We start from the raw sequence: 20,463 nt of genomic DNA, 5'->3' as shown, positions 1-20,463 counted from the left end.
GTGCACGGCCCGCGGAGGTGCCCCGGGGTCCGGCCCGCGCCGGAACGGGACGCCTACGATGGCAGGAGTCCGCGTCCTCGATGCCCAGGAGGTACCCGTCATGGTTCGTTGCGTCATGGTCGAGAAGGCCGGAGGCCCCGAGGTGCTGGTCCTCGGCGAGCGCCCGGACCCGGAGCCCGGTCCGGGCCAGCTGCTGGTCGAGACGCGGGCGGCAGGGGTCAACTTCATCGAGGTCTACCAGCGGGAGGGCGTCTACCCCGTGGAGCACCCCTTCACCCCCGGCTCGGAGGGCACGGGCGTCGTGACGGCCGTGGGCCCCGGCGTGGCGCACTTCGCCCTGGGCGACCGGATCACGACGTCCCAGGCCTCGCGCACCTACGCCGACGCGTTCGTCGTCGACGCCGACAAGGCCCTGCGCGTGCCCACCGGCGTCCCCGACGAGGTCGCCGCGGCCCTGCCCCTGCAGGGGCTCACCGCGCACTACCTGGTCCGCTCCACCTGCCCGGTGCGGGAGGGCGACGTCGCCGTGATCACCGCCGGCGCGGGCGGGGTCGGCGGCCTCGTGGTGCAGCTGCTGAAGTCGCTGGGGGCCACGGTGGTCGCCCTGGTCGGCTCCCCGGAGAAGGCCGGGACGGCGCGCTCGCTGGGCGCCGACGTCGCGCTGGTCGGCTACGAGGGCTACGCCGAGCAGGTCCGGGAGCTCACCGGGGGCCGCGGCGCCGACGTCGTCTACGACTCCGTGGGCAAGGACACCTTCGACGAGTCGCTCCGGGCGCTGCGCAAGCGCGGGATGCTGGTCCTCTTCGGCGGGTCCTCCGGGCAGGTCCCGCCGTTCGACCTGCAGCGGCTGGCGCACCACGGGTCGCTGTACGTCACCCGGCCCACGCTCAACGACTACCTGCTCGACGAGAAGGAGCGCAACTGGCGCGCCGGCGAGCTGTTCGACGCCGTGCTCGACGGGTCGCTGGGCGTGCGGGTCGCCGGGACGTTCCCGCTCGCGGACGCGCGGCGGGCCCACGAGGTCCTGCAGTCCCGGTCCGCCCAGGGCAAGCTGCTGCTGGTCCCGTGACGGGGCTCACCCCCGGGCGGGGGCGCTCCTCCGCCCGGGGGACAATGAGCGCGTGACCGACGACGTCCTGCTCTCCTTCCCCGCTCGCCCGCCCGCCGCCGCGCACCGCCCCCAGCTGTCCGGTGCCGCCGCCCGCCCGCCGGAGCGGACCCTGGTGGAGGTGCTCCTGGCGACCGCCGAGGAGCACCCCGACGCGCCCGCGCTCGACGACGGGGAGCGCTCCCTCAGCTACACCGACCTGCTGGCCGAGGTCCGCGCCGTGGGCCGCCGCCTGACGACGGCCGGCCTCGGGGCGGGCGACCGGATCGGCGTGCGGGTGCCCTCGGGCACCGCGGAGCTCTACGTCGGCATCCTCGCCGTGCTGCTGGTGGGCGCAGCGTACGTGCCGGTGGACGCCGACGACCCGCAGGAGCGCGCCCGGCTCGTGTTCGACGAGGCGGGCGTCGCCGGCACCGTCGGCGCGGGCGGCTCGATCACCGTGGCACCGGGGCGCACCGGCACGGGACCGTACCCGGCCCCGCGGATGCCCACCCCCGACGACGACGCCTGGATCATCTTCACGTCCGGGTCCACCGGCCGGCCCAAGGGCGTGGCCGTCAGCCACCGCTCCGCGGCCGCCTTCGTGGACGCCGAGGCCCGCCTCTTCCTGCGGGAGGACCCGATCGGTCCGCAGGACCGGGTGCTCGCCGGGCTGTCCGTGGCCTTCGACGCGTCCTGCGAGGAGATGTGGCTCGCGTGGCGCCACGGGGCCTGCCTCGTCCCCGCCCCCCGCTCCCTCGTGCGCTCCGGCACGGACCTGGGGCCCTGGCTCGAGACCCGCGGCATCACCGTGGTCTCCACCGTCCCCACCCTCGCCGCCATGTGGCCGGCGACCGCCCTGGACTCCGTCCGGCTGCTGATCTTCGGCGGTGAGGCCTGCCCGCCCGAGCTGGCGGACCGCCTCGCCGACGGCAGCCGGGAGCTGTGGAACACCTACGGGCCCACCGAGGCCACGGTCGTGGCCTGCGCCGCGCAGCTGCACGCCGGGGCGCCGGTGACGATCGGCCTGCCGCTCGACGGCTGGGACCTCGCCGTGGTCGACGCCGACGGGGTCCCCGTGCCGGAGGGCGGGACCGGCGAGCTGATCATCGGGGGCGTGGGCCTGGCCCGCTACCTGGACCCCGCCAAGGACGCCGAGAAGTACGCCCCCATGCCCGGCCTCGGCTGGGACCGCGCCTACCGCTCCGGGGACCTCGTGACCTACGACCCGGCGGGCCTGCTGTTCGTGGGACGGGCCGACGACCAGGTCAAGCTCGGGGGCCGGCGGATCGAGCTGGGGGAGGTGGACGCGGCCCTGCAGGCCCTGCCGGGCGTGCGCGGCGCGGCCGCCGCCGTCCAGGAGACCGCCGCCGGCCACCAGGTCCTCGTCGGCTACCTGGTCCCGGAGGACGCCCGCGGGGCCTCGGCGCCGTTCGACACCGCCGCGGCCCGGGAGCACCTGGCCCAGGCGCTGCCGGCCGCGCTGGTCCCCCTCCTGGCCGTCACCGACGACCTCCCCACCAAGACCAGCGGCAAGGTCGACCGGCGCGCCCTCCCCTGGCCCCTGCCCGGGGCCGCGGACGCCGCCGCCGCGGACCTCACCGGCACGGACGAGGAGGACCGCTGGATCCTCGAGCAGTGGGCCGCGGTCCTCGGCGTCGGGCCGGTGGGACCGGACGCCGACTTCTTCGCCCACGGCGGCGGGTCGCTGGCCGCTGCGCAGCTCGTCTCGGCGCTGCGGCAGAAGTACCCCACCGTCACCGTCTCGGACGTCTACGCCCACCCCCGCGCGGGCGCACTCGTCGAGATGGTGCGCCGTGACGCCCCCAAGCCCCGGGCCGCGGCCCACGCGACCGACGAGCGCTCCGTGCGGCGCACCGCCCGGCGCTCGCAGGTCTTCCAGACGCTCATGGGCGTGCCCCTGCAGGTCCTGGCGGGCATGCGCTGGCTCACCTGGCTGCTGGTCCTCAACAACGTCCTGGGCTCGACCGGTCTGCTGCCCGGCGCCCCCGTCGTGTCCTGGTGGTGGGTGCTGGCGGCCTGGCTCGTGTTCCTCAGCCCGCTCGGCCGGATGGGCCTCACCGTGCTCGCGGCCCGTATCCTCCTGCGCGGCCTGACCCCGGGGGACTACCCCCGCTCCGGGCGGGTGCACCTGCGGCTGTGGCTGGTGGAGGGCATCGCCCAGGCGTCGCGGGCCGTGTCGCTGTCCTCGGCCCCGTGGATGCCGTACTACGCCCGGGCGCTGGGCGCACGGATCGGCCGCGACGTCGATCTGCACTCCGTCCCGCCCGTCACGGGTCTGCTGACGGTCGGCCGCGGGGCCGCCGTCGAGCCCGAGGTGGACCTGTCCGGCTGGTGGATCGACGGCGACGTGCTCCACGTCGGGTCCGTCCAGATCGGTGCCGACGCCGTCGTGGGTGCCCGCTCCACGCTCATGCCCGGCACGCGGATCGGGCGCGGGGCCCGCGTCGGCGCAGGCTCCGCGGTGCTCGGGAGGGTCAAGGACGGGGTGCGCGCCGAGGGCTCCCCCGCCCAGGCCGCGGGCAGGCACCGCCCCGGGTGGCCCGCGGGGCCGGCGCCGCGCTCCCGCTGGTGGGCGACGGCCTACGGCCTCGCCTCCGTCGTCCTGTCGGCCATCCCCTACCTCGCCGCCGCGGCCGCCGCGGCCGTCCTCGGCGCGGCGCTGCGCCCGGAGCTGGGGCAGGCGCCCACCCTCACCGCCCTGCTCGCGGACCGGACCCTGCTGTGGGCCGTGCCGCTGGCCGCGCTGGTGTGGTTCCTCGTCTGCGCCCTGCTGGTGCTCGCGGTCGTCCGGGCCCTGTCCCGGGGCATCACGGCCGGGCACCACCCCGTCCGCTCGGCCGTGGGATGGCGGATCTGGGCCACGGAGCGGGTGATGGACATGGCCCGCGAGCTGCTGTTCCCGCTCTACGCCGGGCTCTCCACCCCGGTCTGGATGCGGCTGCTGGGCGCCAGGGTCGGCCGCGACGCCGAGATCTCCACGGCCGTGCTCATCCCCTGCCTGACCACCATCGGCGCCGGCGCCTTCCTGGCCGACGACACCAAGCTCGCCCCCTACGAGCTCGGCGGCGGGTGGATGCACGTCGGTCCCGTCAAGATCGGCAAGCGCTCCTTCCTCGGCAACTCCGGCCTCGCCGCCGCCGGGCGGCGGGTGCGCAAGAACTCCCTGGTGGCCGTGCTGTCCTCCGCCCCCGAGAAGGCCAAGGCCGGGTCCTCGTGGCTCGGCTCTCCCCCCATCCGGCTGCGGCGCACGGCGGTCGAGGCGGACGACGCGCTGACGTACGCCCCGCCCGCGCGGCTGAAGGTGCTCCGCGGGGCCGTCGAGAGCCTGCGCCTGACGGCCGTGGTCGCCTCGACCGCCCTGGTGTTCCTCACGGTGCTGGTCCTCGACCGGATCGTCCAGGGCTCCGGCTACGCGGTGGCCGGCCTGGTCTCCGGCGCGGTGATGATGGGGGCGGGCCTGCTCGCGGCGGTGCTGTCCGTGCTCGTCAAGTGGGCGCTCGTGGGTCGCATCCGAGGGGGCGAGCACCCCCTGTGGAGCTCCTTCGTCTGGCGCAACGAGCTGCAGGACACGTTCGTCGAGCTCGTGGCCGCCCCGTGGTTCGCGAACGCCGCTGCGGGCACCCCGGCCCTCGTCTGGTACCTGCGCGCCCTGGGGGCCCGGATCGGCCACGGCGTGTGGTGCGAGACCTACTGGCTGCCCGAGGCGGACCTCGTGCGGCTGGGCCACGCCTCGACCGTCAACCGCGGCACCGTCCTCCAGACCCACCTCTTCCACGACCGCATCATGTCCCTGGACACCGTGGCGCTGGGGACGGGCGCGACCATGGGCCCGCACGGGGTGATCCTCCCGGCCGCGAGCGTGGGGGACGCCACGACGGTGGGACCCGTGTCGCTGGTGATGCGCGGCGAGTCCGTGCCCGCCGCCTCCTACTGGACCGGCAACCCGGTCCGGCCCTGGTCCCGCAACGTCCCCGTCCCGACCGCCGGCGCCGCCACCGGTCCGTGACCGGACCCGTTCCCGCCCCCACCCCTCACGAAAGGCCCCGCGTGCCCGTCACCTCCTCCCCCCTCCCGGACCCGTACACCCCGGCGGCCGGGACCCCGGCCGTCCGCGTGCACCGGTACGACCTGGAGCTGGACTACCGGGTGGAGAGCAACCGGCTGGCCGGCGACGCCGTGCTGCACTGCACGGCCCGGAGCTCGTCCCCCCGCATCGAGCTGGACCTCACCGGGCTGTCCGTGAGCCGGGTCCGCGCGGGCCTGGGGGCGGAGCACGGGGGGAGGAAGCCCGTCCGGTTCGCCCAGCACGGCCCGCGCCTGGCCGTCACCCTCCCCCGTCCCCTCGAGCACGGGGAGGAGTTCACCCTGGAGATCCGCTACGGGGGCCGGCCCGGGCCGGCCGACGGGCCCTGGGGCGAGATCGGCTGGGAGGAGCTGACGGACGGCGTGCTCGTGGCGGGCCAGCCCACCGGGGCCTCGACCTGGTTCCCCTGCAACGACCACCCGTCGCAGAAGGCGACCTTCCGCTTCGAGGTCTCCACCGACGCGGAGTACTACGTCTTGGCCAACGGCCGGCTCGAGTCCCGGACCCGCCACGCCAGCCGCCGCACCTGGGTCTACCGCCTCGACGTCCCCACGCCGACCTACCTCGCCACCGTCCAGATCGGCGACTACCGGCGCACCCGGCTCGTGGAGGGACCCGTCCCCCAGTACCTGGTCCACCCGGTGGGCCGGGCCGACGAGTGCGCCGAGGGCTTCCGCTCCCAGGAGCAGATGATGGCCGCGTTCACGGAGGCCTTCGGCCCCTACCCCTTCGAGGACTACACGGTGGTGGTGGCCGAGGACGACCTCGAGATCCCGCTGGAGGCCCTCGGCTGCTCGGTCTTCGGCCGCAACCACCTGGCGCACTCCTGGGACAACCAGCGGCTGATCGCCCACGAACTGTCCCACCAGTGGTTCGGCAACTCGCTCACCGCCTCCGGCTGGCAGCACATCTGGCTGCACGAGGGCTTCGCCTGCTACGCGGAGTGGCTGTGGTCCGAGGCCTCCGGCGGGTGGTCCGCGGCGCGCCGGGCCCGGGCCGCGTGGGAGGGGCTGCGCGCGGCCCCGCAGGACCTCGAGGTGGGGCGCCCCGGCCCCGACGCCATGTTCGACGACCGGGTCTACAAGCGCGGCGCCCTGACGGTCCACGCGCTGCGGGCCGCCGTGGGCGACGACGCCTTCTTCCCGATGCTGCGCTCCTGGACCGAGCGGTACCGCCACGGCCTGGTCACCACCGAGCTGTTCGAGGCGCACGTGGCCGGGAGTTGCCCCGCCCTCCCCCGCGAGCAGCTCACCGCCCTGCTGCACGACTGGCTGTTCCGCCCGGCCCTGCCCGGCTTCCCCGGCTGAACCCCCGGGCGGCCGCGCCGGCGGCGAGGAGCTCGGACCGCTCCGGGTCAGTGCTGCTCGCGGTAGAGCCGGCGCGCGAACCAGACGCCGGCGCCCGCGGCGGCCAGCCCGGCGAGCAGCAGCAGCGCGGCCTGGACCCGCTGCCACGCCACCGTGCCGGCCGTGATGCCGTCCCCGAACTCGCCGGCCTCGGCGGTCTCGACCACCTGCAGCGTGCCGTCCTCCACGGCCAGCAGCGCGTCGGCCTCCGGGTGGAAGTCCTCCTCGCTGGAGCCGGTCTGGGTGCCGCGGAAGACGACCTCCTCCCCCGGCGTGGGCACGCGCGGGTCGGCGAGGCCCGAGTCGAAGGGCTGCTCGGCGACGGCCGGGTCCCCCGGCAGGGCGCCGCGGTAGATGGGGTTGTAGGTCTTCGTCCGCAGGTCGTTGGTGAGGTCCTGGTACTGCCCGGAGACGACCCAGGAGCGGTCGGCGTAGGCGGCCAGCCGGCGGGACTCGTCCCAGGACAGGGCCGCGCTCACGGCGAGGACGAGGCCCAGGAGGAGCCCGAGCAGCCCCACCGCGATCGGCTTCCAGGCGATCGCGCGTCCGGCGCGCCGGTCGTCGTCGCGCTCGTGCTCGGGGCGGTCGCCGGCGCCGTCCTCGGTGTCGTCGTCGAAGGCGAAGAACGCGTCCTGCCGGTCGGTGGTCTCCTCGGTCATGCTGGGCTCCTGGGACGGGGGCGGGGGGAAGCGGGGGCCGCGGCACCGGGGCGGCGCGGGCGGTGACCCGGTGCCACAGTACCCAAGTTCGCCGGGCACCTCCTGGGCGTGCGCGCGTGTTACCCGGGGGCCCGTCCCCGTACGCGCGACGGCCCGCGCCCCGGGGCGGGGCGCGGGCCGTCGGAGGCGCGGACGGGCTCAGCCGCGCAGCACGGCCCCGTGGCGCTGCCCGGCCACGGCGACGGCCGCCTCGCGGGCCGCGGACGCCTCGTCGGCCGTCAGGGTGCGGTCCGGGGCGCGGAAGCGCAGCGCGAACGCCACCGACTTCTTCCCGTCCTCGATGCCGGGCCCCTGGTAGACGTCGAACACGTGCACGTCCTCGAGCAGCTCCCCGGCGCCGTCCTCCAGGGCCGTGCGCAGCGCCGCGGCGGGCACCGCGGCGTCGACGACGAGCGCGACGTCCTGCGTCGCGGCCGGGTAGCCGGAGAGGGCCCGCGCCTGCACCACGCCGGTCTCGGCGGCGGTGAGGGAGCTGAGGTTGAGCTCCATCGCCACGGTGCGGGCGGGCAGGTCCTGCGCGGCCACGAGCTTCGGGTGCAGCTCGCCGGCGTAGCCGATGGGCGTGCCGTCGGCCGTGGCGAGCACCGCGGTGCGGCCCGGGTGGAACGCCTGGTGCGCGCCCTGGCGCACCGACAGCTCGACGCCGAGGACCTCGGCGGCCAGCCGGGCCGCGTCGAGCGCGTCCTGCCAGTCGAAGGCTCGCGGGCTCACCCAGGGGGTCTCCGCCGCGTCCCGGCCGGCGAGCACCGCCGCCAGGTGGCGCGGCTGGGCGGGGATGCCGGCCTCCAGCTGGTCGAGCACCTCCGGGGACGGCCGGGCACCCAGCGGCGGCACCACCGGGGAGCCCAGCGGCTGCACCGGCCGGAAGACGCGCCCGATCTCGTACAGCGCGAGATCACGGAAGCCGCGGGAGGTGTTGCGCCGCAGGACGTCGAGCAGGCCCGGCAGCAGCGAGACGCGCAGCAGGCCCTGGGCCTCGCTGATCGGGTTGGCCAGCTTCACGGACGGCACCGGCACACCGGGCTCCGGGGCGCCCCAGAGCTCGTTGTCCACGGAGGTGACGAACGGATAGGCGAGCACCTCGGTCAGCCCGGCGGCCGCGAGCGCGTCGGCCACGCGCTTGCGGGCCTGCTGCTCGGCGGTGAGGCCGCGGCCGGGAGGGGCCACGGGCAGCCGGGACGGGATCCGGTCGTAGCCGTCGAGGCGGGCGATCTCCTCGACGAGGTCCTCCTTGGCGACGAGGTCGGGGCGCCAGGTGGGCGGCACGACGCGCCAGCCGTCGTCGGTGGCGGTGACCTGCGCGCCGAGCTCCGCGAGGACCGGCACGACCTGCTCGGCGGTGTAGTCCACGCCCACCCGCCGGGCCGGGTAGTCCCAGGGCAGCTCGATCGGGGCGGGCTCCGTGGTGCGGTCCACGTCCGTGGCCTCGGTCCCCGCCGTGCCGCCGGCGAGCTCCACGAGCAGCTCGACGGCGCGCTGGGCGGCCGCCGGGGCGAGCTGCGGGTCCACGCCGCGCTCGAAGCGCTTGGACGCCTCCGAGGAGAGCCGGTGCCGCCGCGCGGTGCGGGCGATCGAGACCTCGTCGAAGCGGGCGGCCTCCACGAGCACGTCCACGGTGCCGTCCGAGACCTCGGTGGTGGCCCCGCCCATGACGCCGGCCAGGCCGATCGGCCCGGAGCCGTCGGTGATGAGCAGGTCCTCGCGGTGCAGGGTGCGCTGCTTGCCGTCCAGCGTGGTCAGCGTCTCCCCCGGCGCCGCGCGCCGCACGCCGAGGCCGCCGCTCAGCGCGGCGAGGTCGTAGAAGTGCAGCGGCTGGCCGAGCTCGAGCATGACGTAGTTGGAGATGTCCACCGGCAGGGAGACCGAGCGGATCCCGGCCAGGCGCAGGCGCGCCGCCATCCACGGGGGCGTCGGGGCGCCCGCGTCGATGCCGGTCACCGTGCGGGCGACGAAGCGGGTGCAGCCGGGGTTGCCGTGGATGGGGGCGGCGTCGTCGACCGCGACGGGGAACCCGTCGGCGGTGGCGGCGGGCACGCGGGCGGCCACGGCCCCGGCCGGGTCGGCGAAGGGCGCGTGCACGGCGTGGCAGTACTCGCGGGCGACGCCGCGGACCGAGAACGCGTAGCCGCGGTCGGGGGTCACGTTGATCTCGGCGGCCTCGTCGTAGAGCCCGAGCAGCTCCAGGGCGTCGGCGCCGATCTCCGGGTCCAGGCCCAGGCGCGAGAGCACCAGGATGCCGTCGTGGTCCTCGCCGATCCCGAGCTCGCGCACGGAGGCGATCATGCCCGCGGAGGTGTGGCCGTAGGTCTTGCGCGCCGAGATCGCGAAGTTCCCGGGCAGCACGGCGCCGGGCAGGGTCACGACGACCTTGTCCCCCACCTCGAAGTTGTGGGCGCCGCAGATGACGCCCTGCACGCCGGAGGGGTCGATGCCCTTGCCGGTCAGCGTCTGCTGCCGGCCCTCGGGGACCACGCGCACGGTGCACCAGTTGACGGTCTTGCCGTTGGAGTGGGTCTCCGGCTCCTTGGACAGCACCTGGCCCACCACGACCGGGCCCTTGAGCTCGTCCGTGGGCCGGTGGACGGCCTCCTCCTCGAAGCCGACCTCGACGAGGGTGGCCAGCACGTCCTCGGCGGTCGCGCCGGCCGGGACGGGCGCGTGCTCGCGCAGCCATGACAAAGGAACTCGCATGTTCTAGATCTCCATCCCGAAGTGCTCGCTGAAGCGGATGTCGCCCTCGACCATGTCGTGCATGTCCGGGACGTTGTTGCGGAACATCAGGGTCCGCTCGATGCCCATGCCGAACGCGAAGCCCGAGTGGACCTCGGGGTCGATGCCGGCCGCGCGCAGCACGTTGGGGTGGACCATCCCGCACCCGCCCCACTCGATCCAGCGCGGCCCGCCCTTGGCGTTCGGGTGCCACACGTCCAGCTCGGCCGACGGCTCGGTGAAGGGGAAGTAGTTGGGGCGCAGCCGGATCCTCGCCTCCGGGCCGAACATCTGCCGGGCGAAGTGCTCGAGCGTGCCCTTGAGGTCGGCCATCGACAAGCCCTTGTCCACGGCGAGGCCCTCGACCTGGTGGAAGACGGGGGTGTGCGTGGCGTCGAGCTCGTCGGTGCGGTAGGTGCGGCCGGGGACGACGACGTAGACCGGCAGCTCCCGGGTCAGCAGCGTGCGCATCTGCACCGGGGAGGTGTGCGTGCGCAGCACGAGGTGCGCCTCGGGCGGGTCGACGAAGAACGTGTCCTGCAGCTCCCGCGCCGGGTGGTCCGGCTTGAAGTTCAGGGCGTCGAAGTTGTACCACTCGGACTCGACCTCGGGCCCGTCCGCGACCTCCCAGCCCATGGCCACGAAGGTCTCGCCGATGCGCTCCATGAGGTTGGTCAGCGGGTGGCGCCCGCCGAGCCGCCGGCGCCGGCCGGCGGCGGTGACGTCCACGGCCTCCTCGACGAGGATGCGGGCGTCCCGCTCCTCCTCGAGGACCGTGGTGCGGGCGGTGATCGCCTTGGCGACCCGGCCGCGGGCCTGGCCCAGCAGCTTGCCGGCGGCCGCCTTCTGCGCCTTGTCCAGCGATCCGATCCGCCGGTTCGCCAGCGCCAGCGGGGACCGCTCCCCGGCGTGGGCGAGCCGGGCCTCCTTGAGCTCGTCCAGGTCCTTGGCGTTCTCGACGGCGGCCAGCGCCGCGTCCACGGCGGCGGCGACCGCGGCCTCGTCGGTCGGGTCGACCGCGCCGCTCGCGGCGGTCTCGGGTGGCAGTTCAGACATCAGCACTGACTTCTTCGGCTCGGGGACGGCTTCGTCCGGGCGCGCTCCGGCCCCTCGGGGCGGTTCGTTCCACGGGAAAGCCCGGATCGGCACGGATCACGGGCGGGCCCCAGTCTATGCCAGGTGCTCCGGGTCCCGCCCGTGCGGCCGGGCCGGTCGCCCGGACCCGGCCGCACCTGACGGGACGGGAGCACGCGCTCCCGCCCGCCGAAGGAGCCCGACGGGGCCCTGCCCCTTCCCTGACCTGGCGGTCGTCGCGATCGGCGCCGTCTTCTCCGGCGAGCCGCTCGCCGCCGCCGGGACCGTGCTCCTGGACGCGGGCGGGGCCCCCTGGCCCCGTCCACGCCGTAGCCTCGGAGTCAGTGTGAGGGTGAGTGGTGCCGCAAGTGCTGCGGTGGTTGGATCCTTTGCACCTGGTGCCTGGCTCATAGCCTCGATGCCGCTCCGTTGGGGCTGGCTGGCCATGGTTGTGCCGGCATCAGGTGTGAAGGACCGGTCGGCGTGGCTTGATAGGAGCGTGGCATCGCCCCCACTGAGAAGTGCCCGCCGACCGGCCCAACCGGTCACCTCACTGGGAAGGGAGGCACTCACCATGGTGATTGCCATCGGCGCGGACGTCCACAAGCATTCCCATACGTTCGTGGCCGTGGACGCGGCCGGCAAGCAGATCGGCCAGCTCACGGTCGCGGCCACGCACGCCGGTCACGAGAAGGCTTATCGGTGGGCGCGCACGGCGTTCATCGATCAAAGCCGGGTCTGGGGCATCGAGGACTGCCGGCACCTGTCGGGGATGCTCGAGCGGGACCTGCTGGCTCACGGTGAGCCGGTGGTGCGGGTGCCCACCAAGCTCATGGCCCGGCACCGGGCCTCGGCCCGGACCCGGGGCAAGTCGGATCCGATCGACGCGCTGGCGGTGGCCCGGGCCGTGGCGCGGGAGGAGGACCTGCCGAGGGCGGTCACCGACGAGCCCGCCCGGGAAGTGGCGCTGCTGGTGGCCCGCCGCGATGACCTCGTGGCCGAGCGCACCCGGGCGATCAACCGCCTGCGCTGGCACCTGCACGAGTTGGATCCCGAGCTCGATCCGGCCCCGCGGTCCCTGGACCGCGCCCGGGTGCGGACACAGATCCGGGGGTTCCTGGCCGGGCAGGTAGGCATCGTCGCGGAGATCGCCGGGCAGGTCCTGGCCGATGTGGAGCGGCTGTGTGAGGCCATCACCGGGCTGAGCGCACGGATCCGGGCCCTGGTACGGCTACGGGCACCGCAGTTGCTGGAGCTGCCCGGGTGCGGGGAGGTCAGCGCGGCGACGATCTACGCCGAGGTCGCCGGGGTGGGCCGGTTCCGTACCGAGGCGTGCTTCGCGATGGCCGCCGGGGTGGCCCCGATCCCGGTGTGGTCGGGCAAGACCGCCGGACGAGTACGACTGAATCGGGGTGGGAACCGACAGCTCAACTGCGCCCTGCACCGAATCGCGATCACCCAGATCCGCTTGCCAGGACCTGGCAAGGACTACTACGAACGGCTCAAAGCCAGTGGAAAGACCACCATGGAGGCTCTGCGCTGTATGAAACGCAAGATCGCCCGCGTGGTGTACTACCTCCTGATCCGCGATCAGGCGCAGAAGCCCCTGACCAACCAGCACATCGAATCCCCATCCTGCCTACCAACAGCTGCTTGACATAGGAGCAACCATGACTGCCGAACTCAGCCCCGGGCACCGGATGCGCGCGGTGTGGAACATGGCGAACCTGTCGACGCCGCTGGGCCTGCTCGTCGCCGCCGCCACGGGCACGAAGCTGGTGCGCGGGCCCGACGGGCTGATCCTCGGCTTCGGCTACCGGCCACGGCTGCCGAAGGCCGGGGCGTTCACCGTGGGCAACGTGGTCCTGTTCCGCGCCGGGATCCACGACGTCGTGGCCCGTCCCCGGCTCGTGGCCCACGAGGCGCGCCACGCGAGCCAGTACGCGCTGTGCCTCGGCCTGCCGTTCCTGCCGCTCTACGCCGCCGCCGCGGCGTGGTCCCTGCTGCGGGCCGGGCACCCGGCCCTGCGCAACGTCTTCGAGGTGCGGGCCGGCCTCGCCGACGGCGGCTACCGCGTCCCGGGTCCCCGCTGAGCCCGAGCCTGCCCCCGGGACCGGGGTCGGTCCCGCAGCTGCTCCAGCAGCGCGCGCACGATCGGCAGGTCGGCCGGGATCCACGGCAGCGACAGCACGGCGCCGGGCTCCGCCAGCGGCAGCCAGCGCACGGCGAGGTGGTCCTCCCCCGCGACGGGGGCGGGCGCGCCGTCGGCCACCACGCCGGTCCACACCCGCATCGCCGCGGTGTCCTTGAGCGGCCAGCCCTGCGCGTGCGGTCCCGGCACCTCGGCCAGCAGCTCCACCCGGGTGCCGAGCTCCTCGGCGCACTCCCGCACGAGGGCCTCCTCGCAGCTCTCGCGCGGCTCCTGCTTGCCGCCGGGGAACTCCCACAGCCCGCGCAGGGCCTCGGGATAGGCCCGCTGGGCGGCGAGGAAGGAGGCGGGCCGGCGGGCGTCGTCCAGCAGGGCGGCGCCGACCACCTGGGTGCGGTGGCCGGTGGGGAGGGAGGAGGTCACCGGACCAGTCTGCCAGCCCCGCGGCCACGGGGAGCGTGCGCGGAACCGCCGGTCCGCCGGAGTGCTGCATCCCGGCCTCTTGCACATACCCTGTAACCATGCTGATCATCACCGCAGCTCCGCCCACCCGCACCACGATCGACCTGGAGGCCCTCCGATGAGCGGTGGACTGATGGCCCTGCTGGACGACGTCGCCGCCCTGGCCCGCGTCACCGCCGCCTCCGTGGACGACATCGGCGCGGCCGCCGGCCGGGCGAGCATGAAGGCCGCGGGCGTCGTCGTGGACGACACCGCCGTGACCCCCCAGTACGTCGACGGCATCTCCCCGGCGCGCGAGCTGCCCATCATCTGGCGCATCACCAAGGGCTCGCTGCGCAACAAGCTGCTGTTCATCCTGCCGGTGGCGCTGCTGCTGAGCCAGTTCGCGCCGTGGCTGCTGACCCCGATCCTCATGCTCGGCGGCAGCTACCTCTGCTTCGAGGGCGCCGAGAAGATCTGGGGCAAGCTCTCCGGCCACGGGGCCGGGGAGAAGACCCCGGTGGTCGAGAAGAGCCGGGAGGCCGAGGACACGATGGTCGGCGGCGCGGTGCGCACCGACCTCATCCTCTCGGCCGAGATCATGGTGATCTCCCTCAACGAGGTGGCCGACGAACCGCTGCTCGCGCGCGCGGCCATCCTGGTGGTGGTGGCCCTCGGCATCACCGCCCTGGTCTACGGCGTGGTGGCGCTGATCATCCGGATGGACGACTTCGGCCTGCACCTGGCCGAGCGGAGGTCCCCGGCCGCCCAGAGGATCGGCCGCGGCCTGGTCAAGGGGATGCCCAAGCTGCTGACCGTCATCTCGGTCGTGGGCACCGCCGCCATGCTGTGGGTGGGCGGGCACATCATCCTCGTCGGGATCGACGAGCTGGGCTGGCACGCCCCGTACGAGGCCGTGCACCACGTCGAGACCCTCGTGCACGGGGCCGTCCACGGCGGCCTCGGCGCGGCGCTGGCCTGGCTCACGAACACCTTCTTCTCCGCGGTGCTGGGACTGGCCTGGGGCGCGGTCCTGGTGCTGGTGTGGGAGCTGCTGCCCTTCGGCAAGGGCCGGCACGGGGACCACCACGCCGAGCAGGAGGCCTCCGGCGAGCACCACGGGAAGCACTCCGCGGCGGCACCCGCGGCCCAGGACGGCAGCGCCCCGGGCGACGCCGCGCCCCCGGCCGACGGGGGATCCACCGCGGCCCGCTGACGGCCGGGCGCAGGAACCGACGGCGCAGCCCCCCGCGGGGCTGCGCCGTCGCCGCGTCTGCGGCGTCAGGCGGGCCGGGCACCGCGGCGTTGCGCGCGGGCCGAGGCGTAGAGGCACACGGTGGCGGCGGTGCCCACGTTGAGGGACTCGGCGCGCCCGTGCACCGGCACGGCCACGCGGTGGTCGGCCAGGGCCTTCTCCTGCTCGGACAGGCCCTGCGCCTCGTTGCCGAACAGCCACACGGTGGGCCGGGCGAGGTCGTAGCCGGCGTCGAGGACGTCCAGCCCGGCGGCACGGGCCGCGGAGGCGTCCTGGAGCCGGTCCAGGTCCACGTCGCCGTGCCCGTCGGCGGCCAGCACGCCGCACCCGGCCGCGCGCGCGGTGTCGAGCAGCGCGGGCAGGTCGGCGCCCACGGCCACCGGCAGGTGGAAGAGCGAGCCGGCCGTGGAGCGCACGGTCTTGGGGTTGTAGACGTCGACGCTGCCGGCGGTGAGCACCAGGGCGTCGGCCCCGGCGGCGTCGGCGGCGCGCAGGACCGTCCCGGCGTTGCCGGGGTCCTGGACGCGGGCCAGGACCGCGACGAGCCGGGGGCGCGCCGCGAGGACCGTCTCCGCGGGCACGTGCAGGGTCCGGCACACCGCGACGACGCCCTGCGGGGTCACGGCGTCGCTCATCGCCGCGAGCACGTCGCGGGTGACGAGGCGCGCGAACACGGACCGGTCCTCGGCGACGCGCTCGAGCAGCCCGGCGATGTCCGGGTGGCGGGTCAGCGCGTCCTCGGTGACGTAGACGGCGTCCACGCACGGGGACTCGAGGTGGCGGGCCAGGGCCTCGCGGGCGTTCTGCGGCCCCTCGGCGAGGAACAGCCCGCGCTTGGAACGAGCGGAGCGCCCGGCCAGTCCCGCGACGTCCTTCACCCGATCGGCTCGGGGGTTGGACATCGGCTGGGCGGCCAGGCGCTCCGTGAGGTTCACTGCGGCGGCAGTGCTCAGGCGGCGGCTTCGCGCGGCGCGGAGGTGTCCTCCGGCAGCGCGTTCTTGGCGACCTCGACCAGGGCGGCGAACGCGGCCTGGTCGTTGACCGCCAGCTCGGCGAGCATGCGGCGGTCGACCTCGACCTCGGCGGCCTTCAGGCCCTGGATGAAGCGGTTGTAGGTCAGGCCGTTGGCGCGGGCCGCGGCGTTGATCCGCTGGATCCACAGGCGGCGGAAGTCGCCCTTGCGCTTGCGGCGGTCGTTGTAGCTGTAGACGAACGAGTGGGTGACCTGCTCCTTCGCCTTGCGGTACAGGCGCGAGCGCTGGCCGCGGTAGCCGGAGGCCTGCTCGAGGATCTCCCGGCGCTTCTTGTGGGCGTTGACTGCCCGCTTCACACGTGCCACGTGTGTACTCCTTCACTTCGGTCCCGGCCGTCCGGCCGGGAGGTCACAACTGTGCGGGGCGGGGAGCGTCGCTCCCCGGGGGTGGGGTGGGCCTACTTGCCCAGCATCTTCTTGATGACCTTGGCCTCGCCCGGGGTCACGATCTGGTCGGAGGCCAGACGGCGGGTGAGACGCGAGGACTTGTGCTCCAGGTAGTGGCGGCGGTTGGCCTGCTGGCGCTTGACCTTGCCGGTACCGGTGAGCTTGAAGCGCTTCTTGGCCCCGCTGTGGGTCTTCATCTTCGGCATGTGAGCCGTTCTCCTTACGAGTTGTCCGGCGGTGACCGCCGGAGGGCGCGACGAGGTCCGTCGCACCTCAACGGTGCCCCCGGGCACAGCCGGGGACCGGCTGCCCGCCCGGGGGCGTTGTCAGTTCTGCTGTCCGCGCGCGGCGGGCTCAGGCCCTGCCCGGACCCGGCCGGGGACCGGGCGTCGGACGCGCCGGCGTGGGCTTCGCGGGCCGCGGGGGCGCCGCCTGCTGCGGTGCCGCCGGCTGCTGCGGTGCCGCCGGCTGCTGCGGTGCCGCCGGCTGCTGCGGTGCCGCCGGCTGCTGCGGTGCCGCCGGCTGCTGCGGTGCCGCCGGCTGCTGCGGTGCCGGCGCGGGCTCGGGCGCCGCCTGCTCCGGTGCTGCCTGCTCCGGCGCTGCCTGCTCCACCGGCGCCTGCTCCTCGGGGGCCGCCTGCGGCTCCGGGGCCTGCTCCGGCGCCGCCTGCTGCTCCGGCGCCTGGGCCTGGGCGGCCTGGGCGAGCAGCTCGGCCGGGAACGCGTCCCCGATCGTCTGCGTCACGGGCTCGGCCGAGGAGGTGTCGATCTTCTCCTGGGCCCTGCGCTCGTTCTCGGCCCTGGCCTCGTCGCGCTGCTTCTGGCGGCGCGCCTCGGCCTTGGCCTCGGCCTTGTTCTTCAGCGGACCCACGACCATCACCATGTTGCGCCCGTCCACCCGCGGGCTCGACTCCACGGCCCCGACCTCGGCGACGTCGTTCGCGAAGCGCTCGAGCAGGCGCACGCCCATCTCGGGACGCTGCTGCTCACGGCCGCGGAACTGGATCATGGCCTTGACCTTGTCACCGGCGGCCAGGAACCGCTTGGCGTGGCCGACCTTGGTGTCGTAGTCGTGGGTGTCGATCTTCAGGCGGAAGCGGACCTCCTTGAGGACCGTGTTCGTCTGGTTCTTGCGGGCCTCGCGGGCCTTGACCGCGGCTTCGTACTTGTACTTGCCGAAGTCCATGAGCTTGGCCACCGGGGGCTTCGCGTTCGGTGCCACCTCGACCAGATCAAGATCCGATTCGCGGGCCAGCCTGAGCGCGTCCTCGACGCGGACGATGCCGACCTGCTCGCCACCGGGACCGACGAGGCGGACTTCCGGGACGCGGATTCTGTCATTGATGCGTGGATCGCTGATGCCGTGCTCCTGCTCTTTCGCGTGCTCCCCGGCGGCTACCGGAAAGCGTCATGGTTCGGTTGCGCTCCGCAACGACAAAAGCCCCCGCTGCGGTCGGCAAGCGGAGGCTCATCGCTACGGCGCCCCGGAGGGGGCCGTGCTGCGTGACGGCACGCTGCGGAGAGCTGTCCCCGTGGCGGGCCGTCGTGCGGACGATGTCGTCGCGGACCCGGCGGCCGCCGACCGGTCCTGCGGGAGGACCGGGGTCGTGGCCGGCGCGGGTGGGAGTCTCCTCCACTTGCACACTGCGACCCAGTCTAGCCCATGGGCGCCGTGTTGCGGAAACCCCGGCGTCCCCCGTGTCGGCCGCTCGTCAGTCGTCCTCGGTCGTGCGCATCCCCCGCCGGGCGGAGAGCAGCTCCAGCTCGGGACGGGCCGCCACGAAGCGCTCGACCTCGTCCAGGACGTCGACGAGGTGGGCGGCGTCCCCGGCCACCGCGGCGACCCCCACGAGGGCCCGGCGGTGCAGGTCGAGGTGGCCGGCCTCCGCGGCGCTCACCGGGAAGCGGCGGCGCAGCTCGGCCACGAGCGGGCGCACCAGGGACCGCTTGCCCTTGAGGGAGTGCACGTCCCCGAGCAGCACGTCGAACTCGATCCACCCGATCCACACGGTCCGGGACCTCCTCTCCGCCCGGCGCCGGGCCTCCCCTGCAGGATAGGCCGGGCCGTTCCGGCGGTGTGGCAGAGTTGGACCATGACTTCCGAGAACACCTTCCGCTTCGACGACGCCGACCGCTCCGGCCAGGAGATCCCCCAGGAGACGGTGCAGGCCGTCGACGACCAGATGCGCGACATCGCGGAGGTCCCCGCCATCGAGGTCATCACCACGGCCGCCGTCCACCTGATGAGCGCCGCGGCGGTGAAGTGCGGTCTCGCCGCCGGGGAGGACGCCGAGGAGCTGAAGGACCTCGACGAGGCGCGCAAGCTGATCACGGCGCTCGCCGGATTCGTCACCGCCGCCGCCCCGGAGATCGGCTCGCAGCACGCCGCTCCCCTGCGCGACGGCCTGCGCACCCTCCAGCTCGCCTTCCGCGAGGCCTCGCCCTACCCGGACGCCCCCGGCAAGGGCCCGGGCGAGAAGTTCACCGGCCCGGTGAGCTGACCCCGTCCTCGTCCCACCCCCGCGGGCTGGTCCGGTGCGTCCGGGTCAGCCCGCTGTCGTGAGCCGCAGCTGCATGGAGTCCACGTCCTCGGCCAGGGCGGGCTCGACGCTCAGCCGGGCCTGGAAGCGCGCGACGACGTCGTCCAGCTGCGCCCGGTCCAGTCCGGGCCGCAGCTCGAGCACGACGGCGAGCTCGGGCCCGGCACCGCCGCCGGGGACCACGGCGCCGCCGGTGGTGCGGGCGGCGACGCCGTCGCCGGGTGCCGTGCGGGCCGCGACCACGCCGGGCAGGCCGGTCGCCGAGCGGACCACGGCCTCCGCGACCTCCGCGCTGCGGTAGGACGGGCTCCACGCCCGGCCTCGGGCGAGCGCCCACAGGGCGGGCCGGCGGACCACGAAGGGCGTCGCGGAGCCCGGGTCGAGCACGAGCAGCTGGGTGCCGTCCTTGACCGCGGCGATCGCCGTGCGGCGCACGTCGGAGGCCACGGGCCGGGCCGCGGCGTGCCAGGCCGCGAGCGCCTGCGGGGACGTGAACACGGGCAGCACCGGGCGGCCGTCGGCCGCGCGCAGGGACACGAGGGCCATGTCGGCCTCCTTGTCGGCCACCAGCCCGGCCTCCGTGACGGTGGACGAGGAGACCTCGGCGACCACGGGCACGAAGACGCGGGCGCCGGCGAGCGCGGCGACGACGGCCGCCTCGTCCCCCGCACCCGCCCGCAGCGCCGCCAGCGCCGCCAGCACCCCGGGGTCGGCGGCGCCCTCGTCACCGGGGAAGAGGTGGGTGTGGCTGGTGCCCTCCCCGAGGTTGCGCCCCGCCCACGCCTGGCCGCCGGTGTCCGCGGTGCCGCCGGCACCGCGCAGCTGGGCGGCGATGTGCTCCGGCAGCCGCCGGTCGGTCACCGCTCTCCCGGGCGGCCTGCGACGTCGAGGGCCTGCTGGAGGGTGAAGCGGCCCGCGTAGAGGGCCTTGCCTACGATCGCGCCCTCCACCCCGGCGGGCACGAGCGTGCGCAGGGCCTCCAGGTCCTCGAGCGAGGAGATGCCGCCGGAGGCGACGACCGGCTTGTCCGTGCGGATCGCGACCTCCTTCAGCAGGTCGAGGTTCGGGCCCTTGAGGGTCCCGTCCTTGGTGACGTCGGTGACCACGTAGCGGGCGCAGCCGTCGGCCTCGAGGCGGTCCAGGACCTCCCACAGGTCGCCGCCCTCCTGCGTCCAGCCCCGGGCGGCGAGCGTGCTGCCGCGCACGTCGAGGCCCACCGCGATGACGTCGCCGTGCTCGGCGATGACCCTGCGCGTCCACTCGGGGTTCTCGAGGGCGGCGGTGCCCAGGTTGATCCGCGCGGGCTTCAGCGACAGGGCCCGGGCGAGGGACTCGTCGTCGCGGATCCCGCCGGACATCTCGATCTTCAGGTCCAGCTCTCCCGCGACCCGGCGCAGCACCTCGACGTTGTCGCCCCGGCCGAAGGCGGCGTCGAGGTCCACGAGGTGCAGCCACTCGGCGCCGGCCTCCTGCCAGGCGAGGGCGGCCTCGAGCGGGTCGCCGTAGCCCGTCTCGGAGCCGGCCTCGCCCTGGACCAGGCGCACGGCCTGGCCGTCCGCGACGTCGACGGCGGGCAGCAGCTGCAGGCGGGGGGTCTCGCTCAGGGGCATGGGATC

The 20,463-nt window shown here is 74.9% G+C and carries 18 protein-coding genes; 7 read left to right on the top strand and 11 right to left on the bottom strand.

Annotation, left to right across the window (positions count from 1 at the left end):
• Positions 1-100: 100 nt before the first annotated feature.
• Genes ACYSMR_RS14240 through ACYSMR_RS14230 form a run of 3 tightly spaced genes read left to right on the top strand, consistent with a single transcriptional unit; the run spans position 101 to position 6,502 of the window.
• Positions 101-1,069 carry a quinone oxidoreductase family protein gene (locus ACYSMR_RS14240; RefSeq protein ID WP_461746080.1) on the top strand — a complete coding sequence of 323 codons (969 nt, stop codon included), beginning with the start codon at positions 101-103 and terminating at the stop codon, positions 1,067-1,069.
• Between the two features lie 52 nt (positions 1,070-1,121).
• Complete coding sequence (locus ACYSMR_RS14235) at positions 1,122-5,117, top strand: Pls/PosA family non-ribosomal peptide synthetase (protein WP_461746078.1); 3,996 nt, start codon at positions 1,122-1,124, stop codon at positions 5,115-5,117.
• Between the two features lie 41 nt (positions 5,118-5,158).
• Entirely contained in the window at positions 5,159-6,502 is a 1,344-nt protein-coding gene (locus ACYSMR_RS14230; protein ID WP_461746076.1) for a M1 family metallopeptidase, read from the top strand.
• Between the two features lie 47 nt (positions 6,503-6,549).
• On the opposite strand, the gene ACYSMR_RS14225 is transcribed toward ACYSMR_RS14230, so the two are convergent.
• The 3 genes from ACYSMR_RS14225 to pheS all read right to left on the bottom strand — a co-directional run bounded on the left by ACYSMR_RS14225 (position 6,550) and on the right by pheS (position 11,025).
• Positions 6,550-7,200, bottom strand: coding sequence for a hypothetical protein (locus ACYSMR_RS14225; protein WP_461746074.1), 651 nt, complete (start codon positions 7,198-7,200; stop codon positions 6,550-6,552).
• A gap of 198 nt (positions 7,201-7,398) precedes the next feature.
• Complete coding sequence (gene pheT / locus ACYSMR_RS14220) at positions 7,399-9,951, bottom strand: phenylalanine--tRNA ligase subunit beta (protein ID WP_309125857.1); 2,553 nt, start codon at positions 9,949-9,951, stop codon at positions 7,399-7,401.
• Positions 9,952-9,954: 3 nt separating this feature from the next.
• Positions 9,955-11,025, bottom strand: coding sequence for a phenylalanine--tRNA ligase subunit alpha (gene pheS, locus ACYSMR_RS14215; RefSeq protein WP_309125858.1), 1,071 nt, complete (start codon positions 11,023-11,025; stop codon positions 9,955-9,957).
• A gap of 592 nt (positions 11,026-11,617) precedes the next feature.
• On the opposite strand from pheS, the gene ACYSMR_RS14210 reads away from it, so the two are divergent.
• Together ACYSMR_RS14210 and ACYSMR_RS14205 are read left to right on the top strand one after the other, a co-directional pair.
• Positions 11,618-12,700 (top strand): IS110 family RNA-guided transposase, encoded by a 1,083-nt coding sequence (locus tag ACYSMR_RS14210; protein WP_461746071.1) that lies wholly within the window; start codon positions 11,618-11,620, stop codon positions 12,698-12,700.
• 13 nt (positions 12,701-12,713) lie between these two features.
• On the top strand, positions 12,714-13,136 hold the full coding sequence (locus ACYSMR_RS14205) for a hypothetical protein (RefSeq protein WP_461746069.1): 423 nt from the start codon (positions 12,714-12,716) through the stop codon (positions 13,134-13,136).
• Here ACYSMR_RS14205 and ACYSMR_RS14200 read toward each other — a convergent pair.
• Positions 13,112-13,615 carry a (deoxy)nucleoside triphosphate pyrophosphohydrolase gene (locus ACYSMR_RS14200; protein ID WP_461746067.1) on the bottom strand — a complete coding sequence of 168 codons (504 nt, stop codon included), beginning with the start codon at positions 13,613-13,615 and terminating at the stop codon, positions 13,112-13,114. The genes ACYSMR_RS14205 and ACYSMR_RS14200 overlap by 25 nt on opposite strands.
• 157 nt (positions 13,616-13,772) lie before the next feature.
• Here ACYSMR_RS14200 and ACYSMR_RS14195 point away from each other — a divergent pair, with 157 nt between their 5' ends.
• Positions 13,773-14,849, top strand: a complete 1,077-nt coding sequence (locus tag ACYSMR_RS14195) for a DUF808 domain-containing protein (RefSeq protein ID WP_309126314.1) — start codon at positions 13,773-13,775, stop codon at positions 14,847-14,849.
• A 65-nt stretch (positions 14,850-14,914) separates the two neighbouring features.
• Here the strand turns inward: ACYSMR_RS14195 and ACYSMR_RS14190 are convergent, their stop codons facing one another.
• The 5 genes from ACYSMR_RS14190 to ACYSMR_RS14170 form a co-directional block, all read right to left on the bottom strand.
• On the bottom strand, positions 14,915-15,823 hold the full coding sequence (locus ACYSMR_RS14190) for a TrmH family RNA methyltransferase (RefSeq protein WP_251334055.1): 909 nt from the start codon (positions 15,821-15,823) through the stop codon (positions 14,915-14,917).
• A gap of 14 nt (positions 15,824-15,837) precedes the next feature.
• Complete coding sequence (rplT, locus tag ACYSMR_RS14185; protein ID WP_309126312.1) at positions 15,838-16,227, bottom strand: 50S ribosomal protein L20; 390 nt, start codon at positions 16,225-16,227, stop codon at positions 15,838-15,840.
• Between the two features lie 92 nt (positions 16,228-16,319).
• A complete protein-coding gene (gene rpmI / locus ACYSMR_RS14180; RefSeq protein WP_047803998.1) occupies positions 16,320-16,514 on the bottom strand; it encodes a 50S ribosomal protein L35 in 195 nt (64 codons plus the stop codon).
• Between the two features lie 148 nt (positions 16,515-16,662).
• Positions 16,663-17,640: a translation initiation factor IF-3 gene (gene infC / locus ACYSMR_RS14175; protein ID WP_461748031.1), complete on the bottom strand. Its 978-nt coding sequence runs from the start codon at positions 17,638-17,640 to the stop codon at positions 16,663-16,665.
• 379 nt (positions 17,641-18,019) lie between these two features.
• Positions 18,020-18,316: a DUF503 domain-containing protein gene (locus ACYSMR_RS14170; protein WP_461746063.1), complete on the bottom strand. Its 297-nt coding sequence runs from the start codon at positions 18,314-18,316 to the stop codon at positions 18,020-18,022.
• Between the two features lie 84 nt (positions 18,317-18,400).
• Between ACYSMR_RS14170 and ACYSMR_RS14165 the strand changes: the two genes are divergently transcribed.
• Positions 18,401-18,808 (top strand): DUF1844 domain-containing protein, encoded by a 408-nt coding sequence (locus tag ACYSMR_RS14165; protein ID WP_251334058.1) that lies wholly within the window; start codon positions 18,401-18,403, stop codon positions 18,806-18,808.
• Between the two features lie 45 nt (positions 18,809-18,853).
• Here the strand turns inward: ACYSMR_RS14165 and ACYSMR_RS14160 are convergent, their stop codons facing one another.
• Together ACYSMR_RS14160 and priA are read right to left on the bottom strand one after the other, a co-directional pair.
• Entirely contained in the window at positions 18,854-19,708 is an 855-nt protein-coding gene (locus tag ACYSMR_RS14160; protein ID WP_461746060.1) for an SseB family protein, read from the bottom strand.
• Positions 19,705-20,457 carry a bifunctional 1-(5-phosphoribosyl)-5-((5-phosphoribosylamino)methylideneamino)imidazole-4-carboxamide isomerase/phosphoribosylanthranilate isomerase PriA gene (gene priA, locus ACYSMR_RS14155; RefSeq protein WP_461746058.1) on the bottom strand — a complete coding sequence of 251 codons (753 nt, stop codon included), beginning with the start codon at positions 20,455-20,457 and terminating at the stop codon, positions 19,705-19,707. Before priA ends, ACYSMR_RS14160 begins: the two co-directional genes overlap by 4 nt.
• Positions 20,458-20,463: the final 6 nt, after the last annotated feature.

Source organism: Kocuria sp. U4B (assembly GCF_054875615.1).
The sequence above is the reverse complement of the archived record's forward strand: the minus strand, read 5'-3'. Positions and strand labels throughout refer to the sequence as shown.

Excerpts from the sequence above, each read along its gene's own strand:
- ACYSMR_RS14240 (WP_461746080.1), top strand. The coding sequence starts at position 101 with ATGGTTCGTTGCGTCATGGTCGAGAAGGCCGGAGGCCCCGAGGTGCTG.
- ACYSMR_RS14225 (WP_461746074.1), bottom strand. The coding sequence starts at position 7,200 with ATGACCGAGGAGACCACCGACCGGCAGGACGCGTTCTTCGCCTTCGAC.
- pheT (WP_309125857.1), bottom strand. The coding sequence starts at position 9,951 with ATGCGAGTTCCTTTGTCATGGCTGCGCGAGCACGCGCCCGTCCCGGCC.
- pheS (WP_309125858.1), bottom strand. The coding sequence starts at position 11,025 with ATGTCTGAACTGCCACCCGAGACCGCCGCGAGCGGCGCGGTCGACCCG.
- ACYSMR_RS14210 (WP_461746071.1), top strand. The coding sequence starts at position 11,618 with ATGGTGATTGCCATCGGCGCGGACGTCCACAAGCATTCCCATACGTTC.
- ACYSMR_RS14205 (WP_461746069.1), top strand. The coding sequence starts at position 12,714 with ATGACTGCCGAACTCAGCCCCGGGCACCGGATGCGCGCGGTGTGGAAC.
- ACYSMR_RS14195 (WP_309126314.1), top strand. The coding sequence starts at position 13,773 with ATGAGCGGTGGACTGATGGCCCTGCTGGACGACGTCGCCGCCCTGGCC.
- rpmI (WP_047803998.1), bottom strand. The coding sequence starts at position 16,514 with ATGCCGAAGATGAAGACCCACAGCGGGGCCAAGAAGCGCTTCAAGCTC.
- ACYSMR_RS14165 (WP_251334058.1), top strand. The coding sequence starts at position 18,401 with ATGACTTCCGAGAACACCTTCCGCTTCGACGACGCCGACCGCTCCGGC.
- priA (WP_461746058.1), bottom strand. The coding sequence starts at position 20,457 with ATGCCCCTGAGCGAGACCCCCCGCCTGCAGCTGCTGCCCGCCGTCGAC.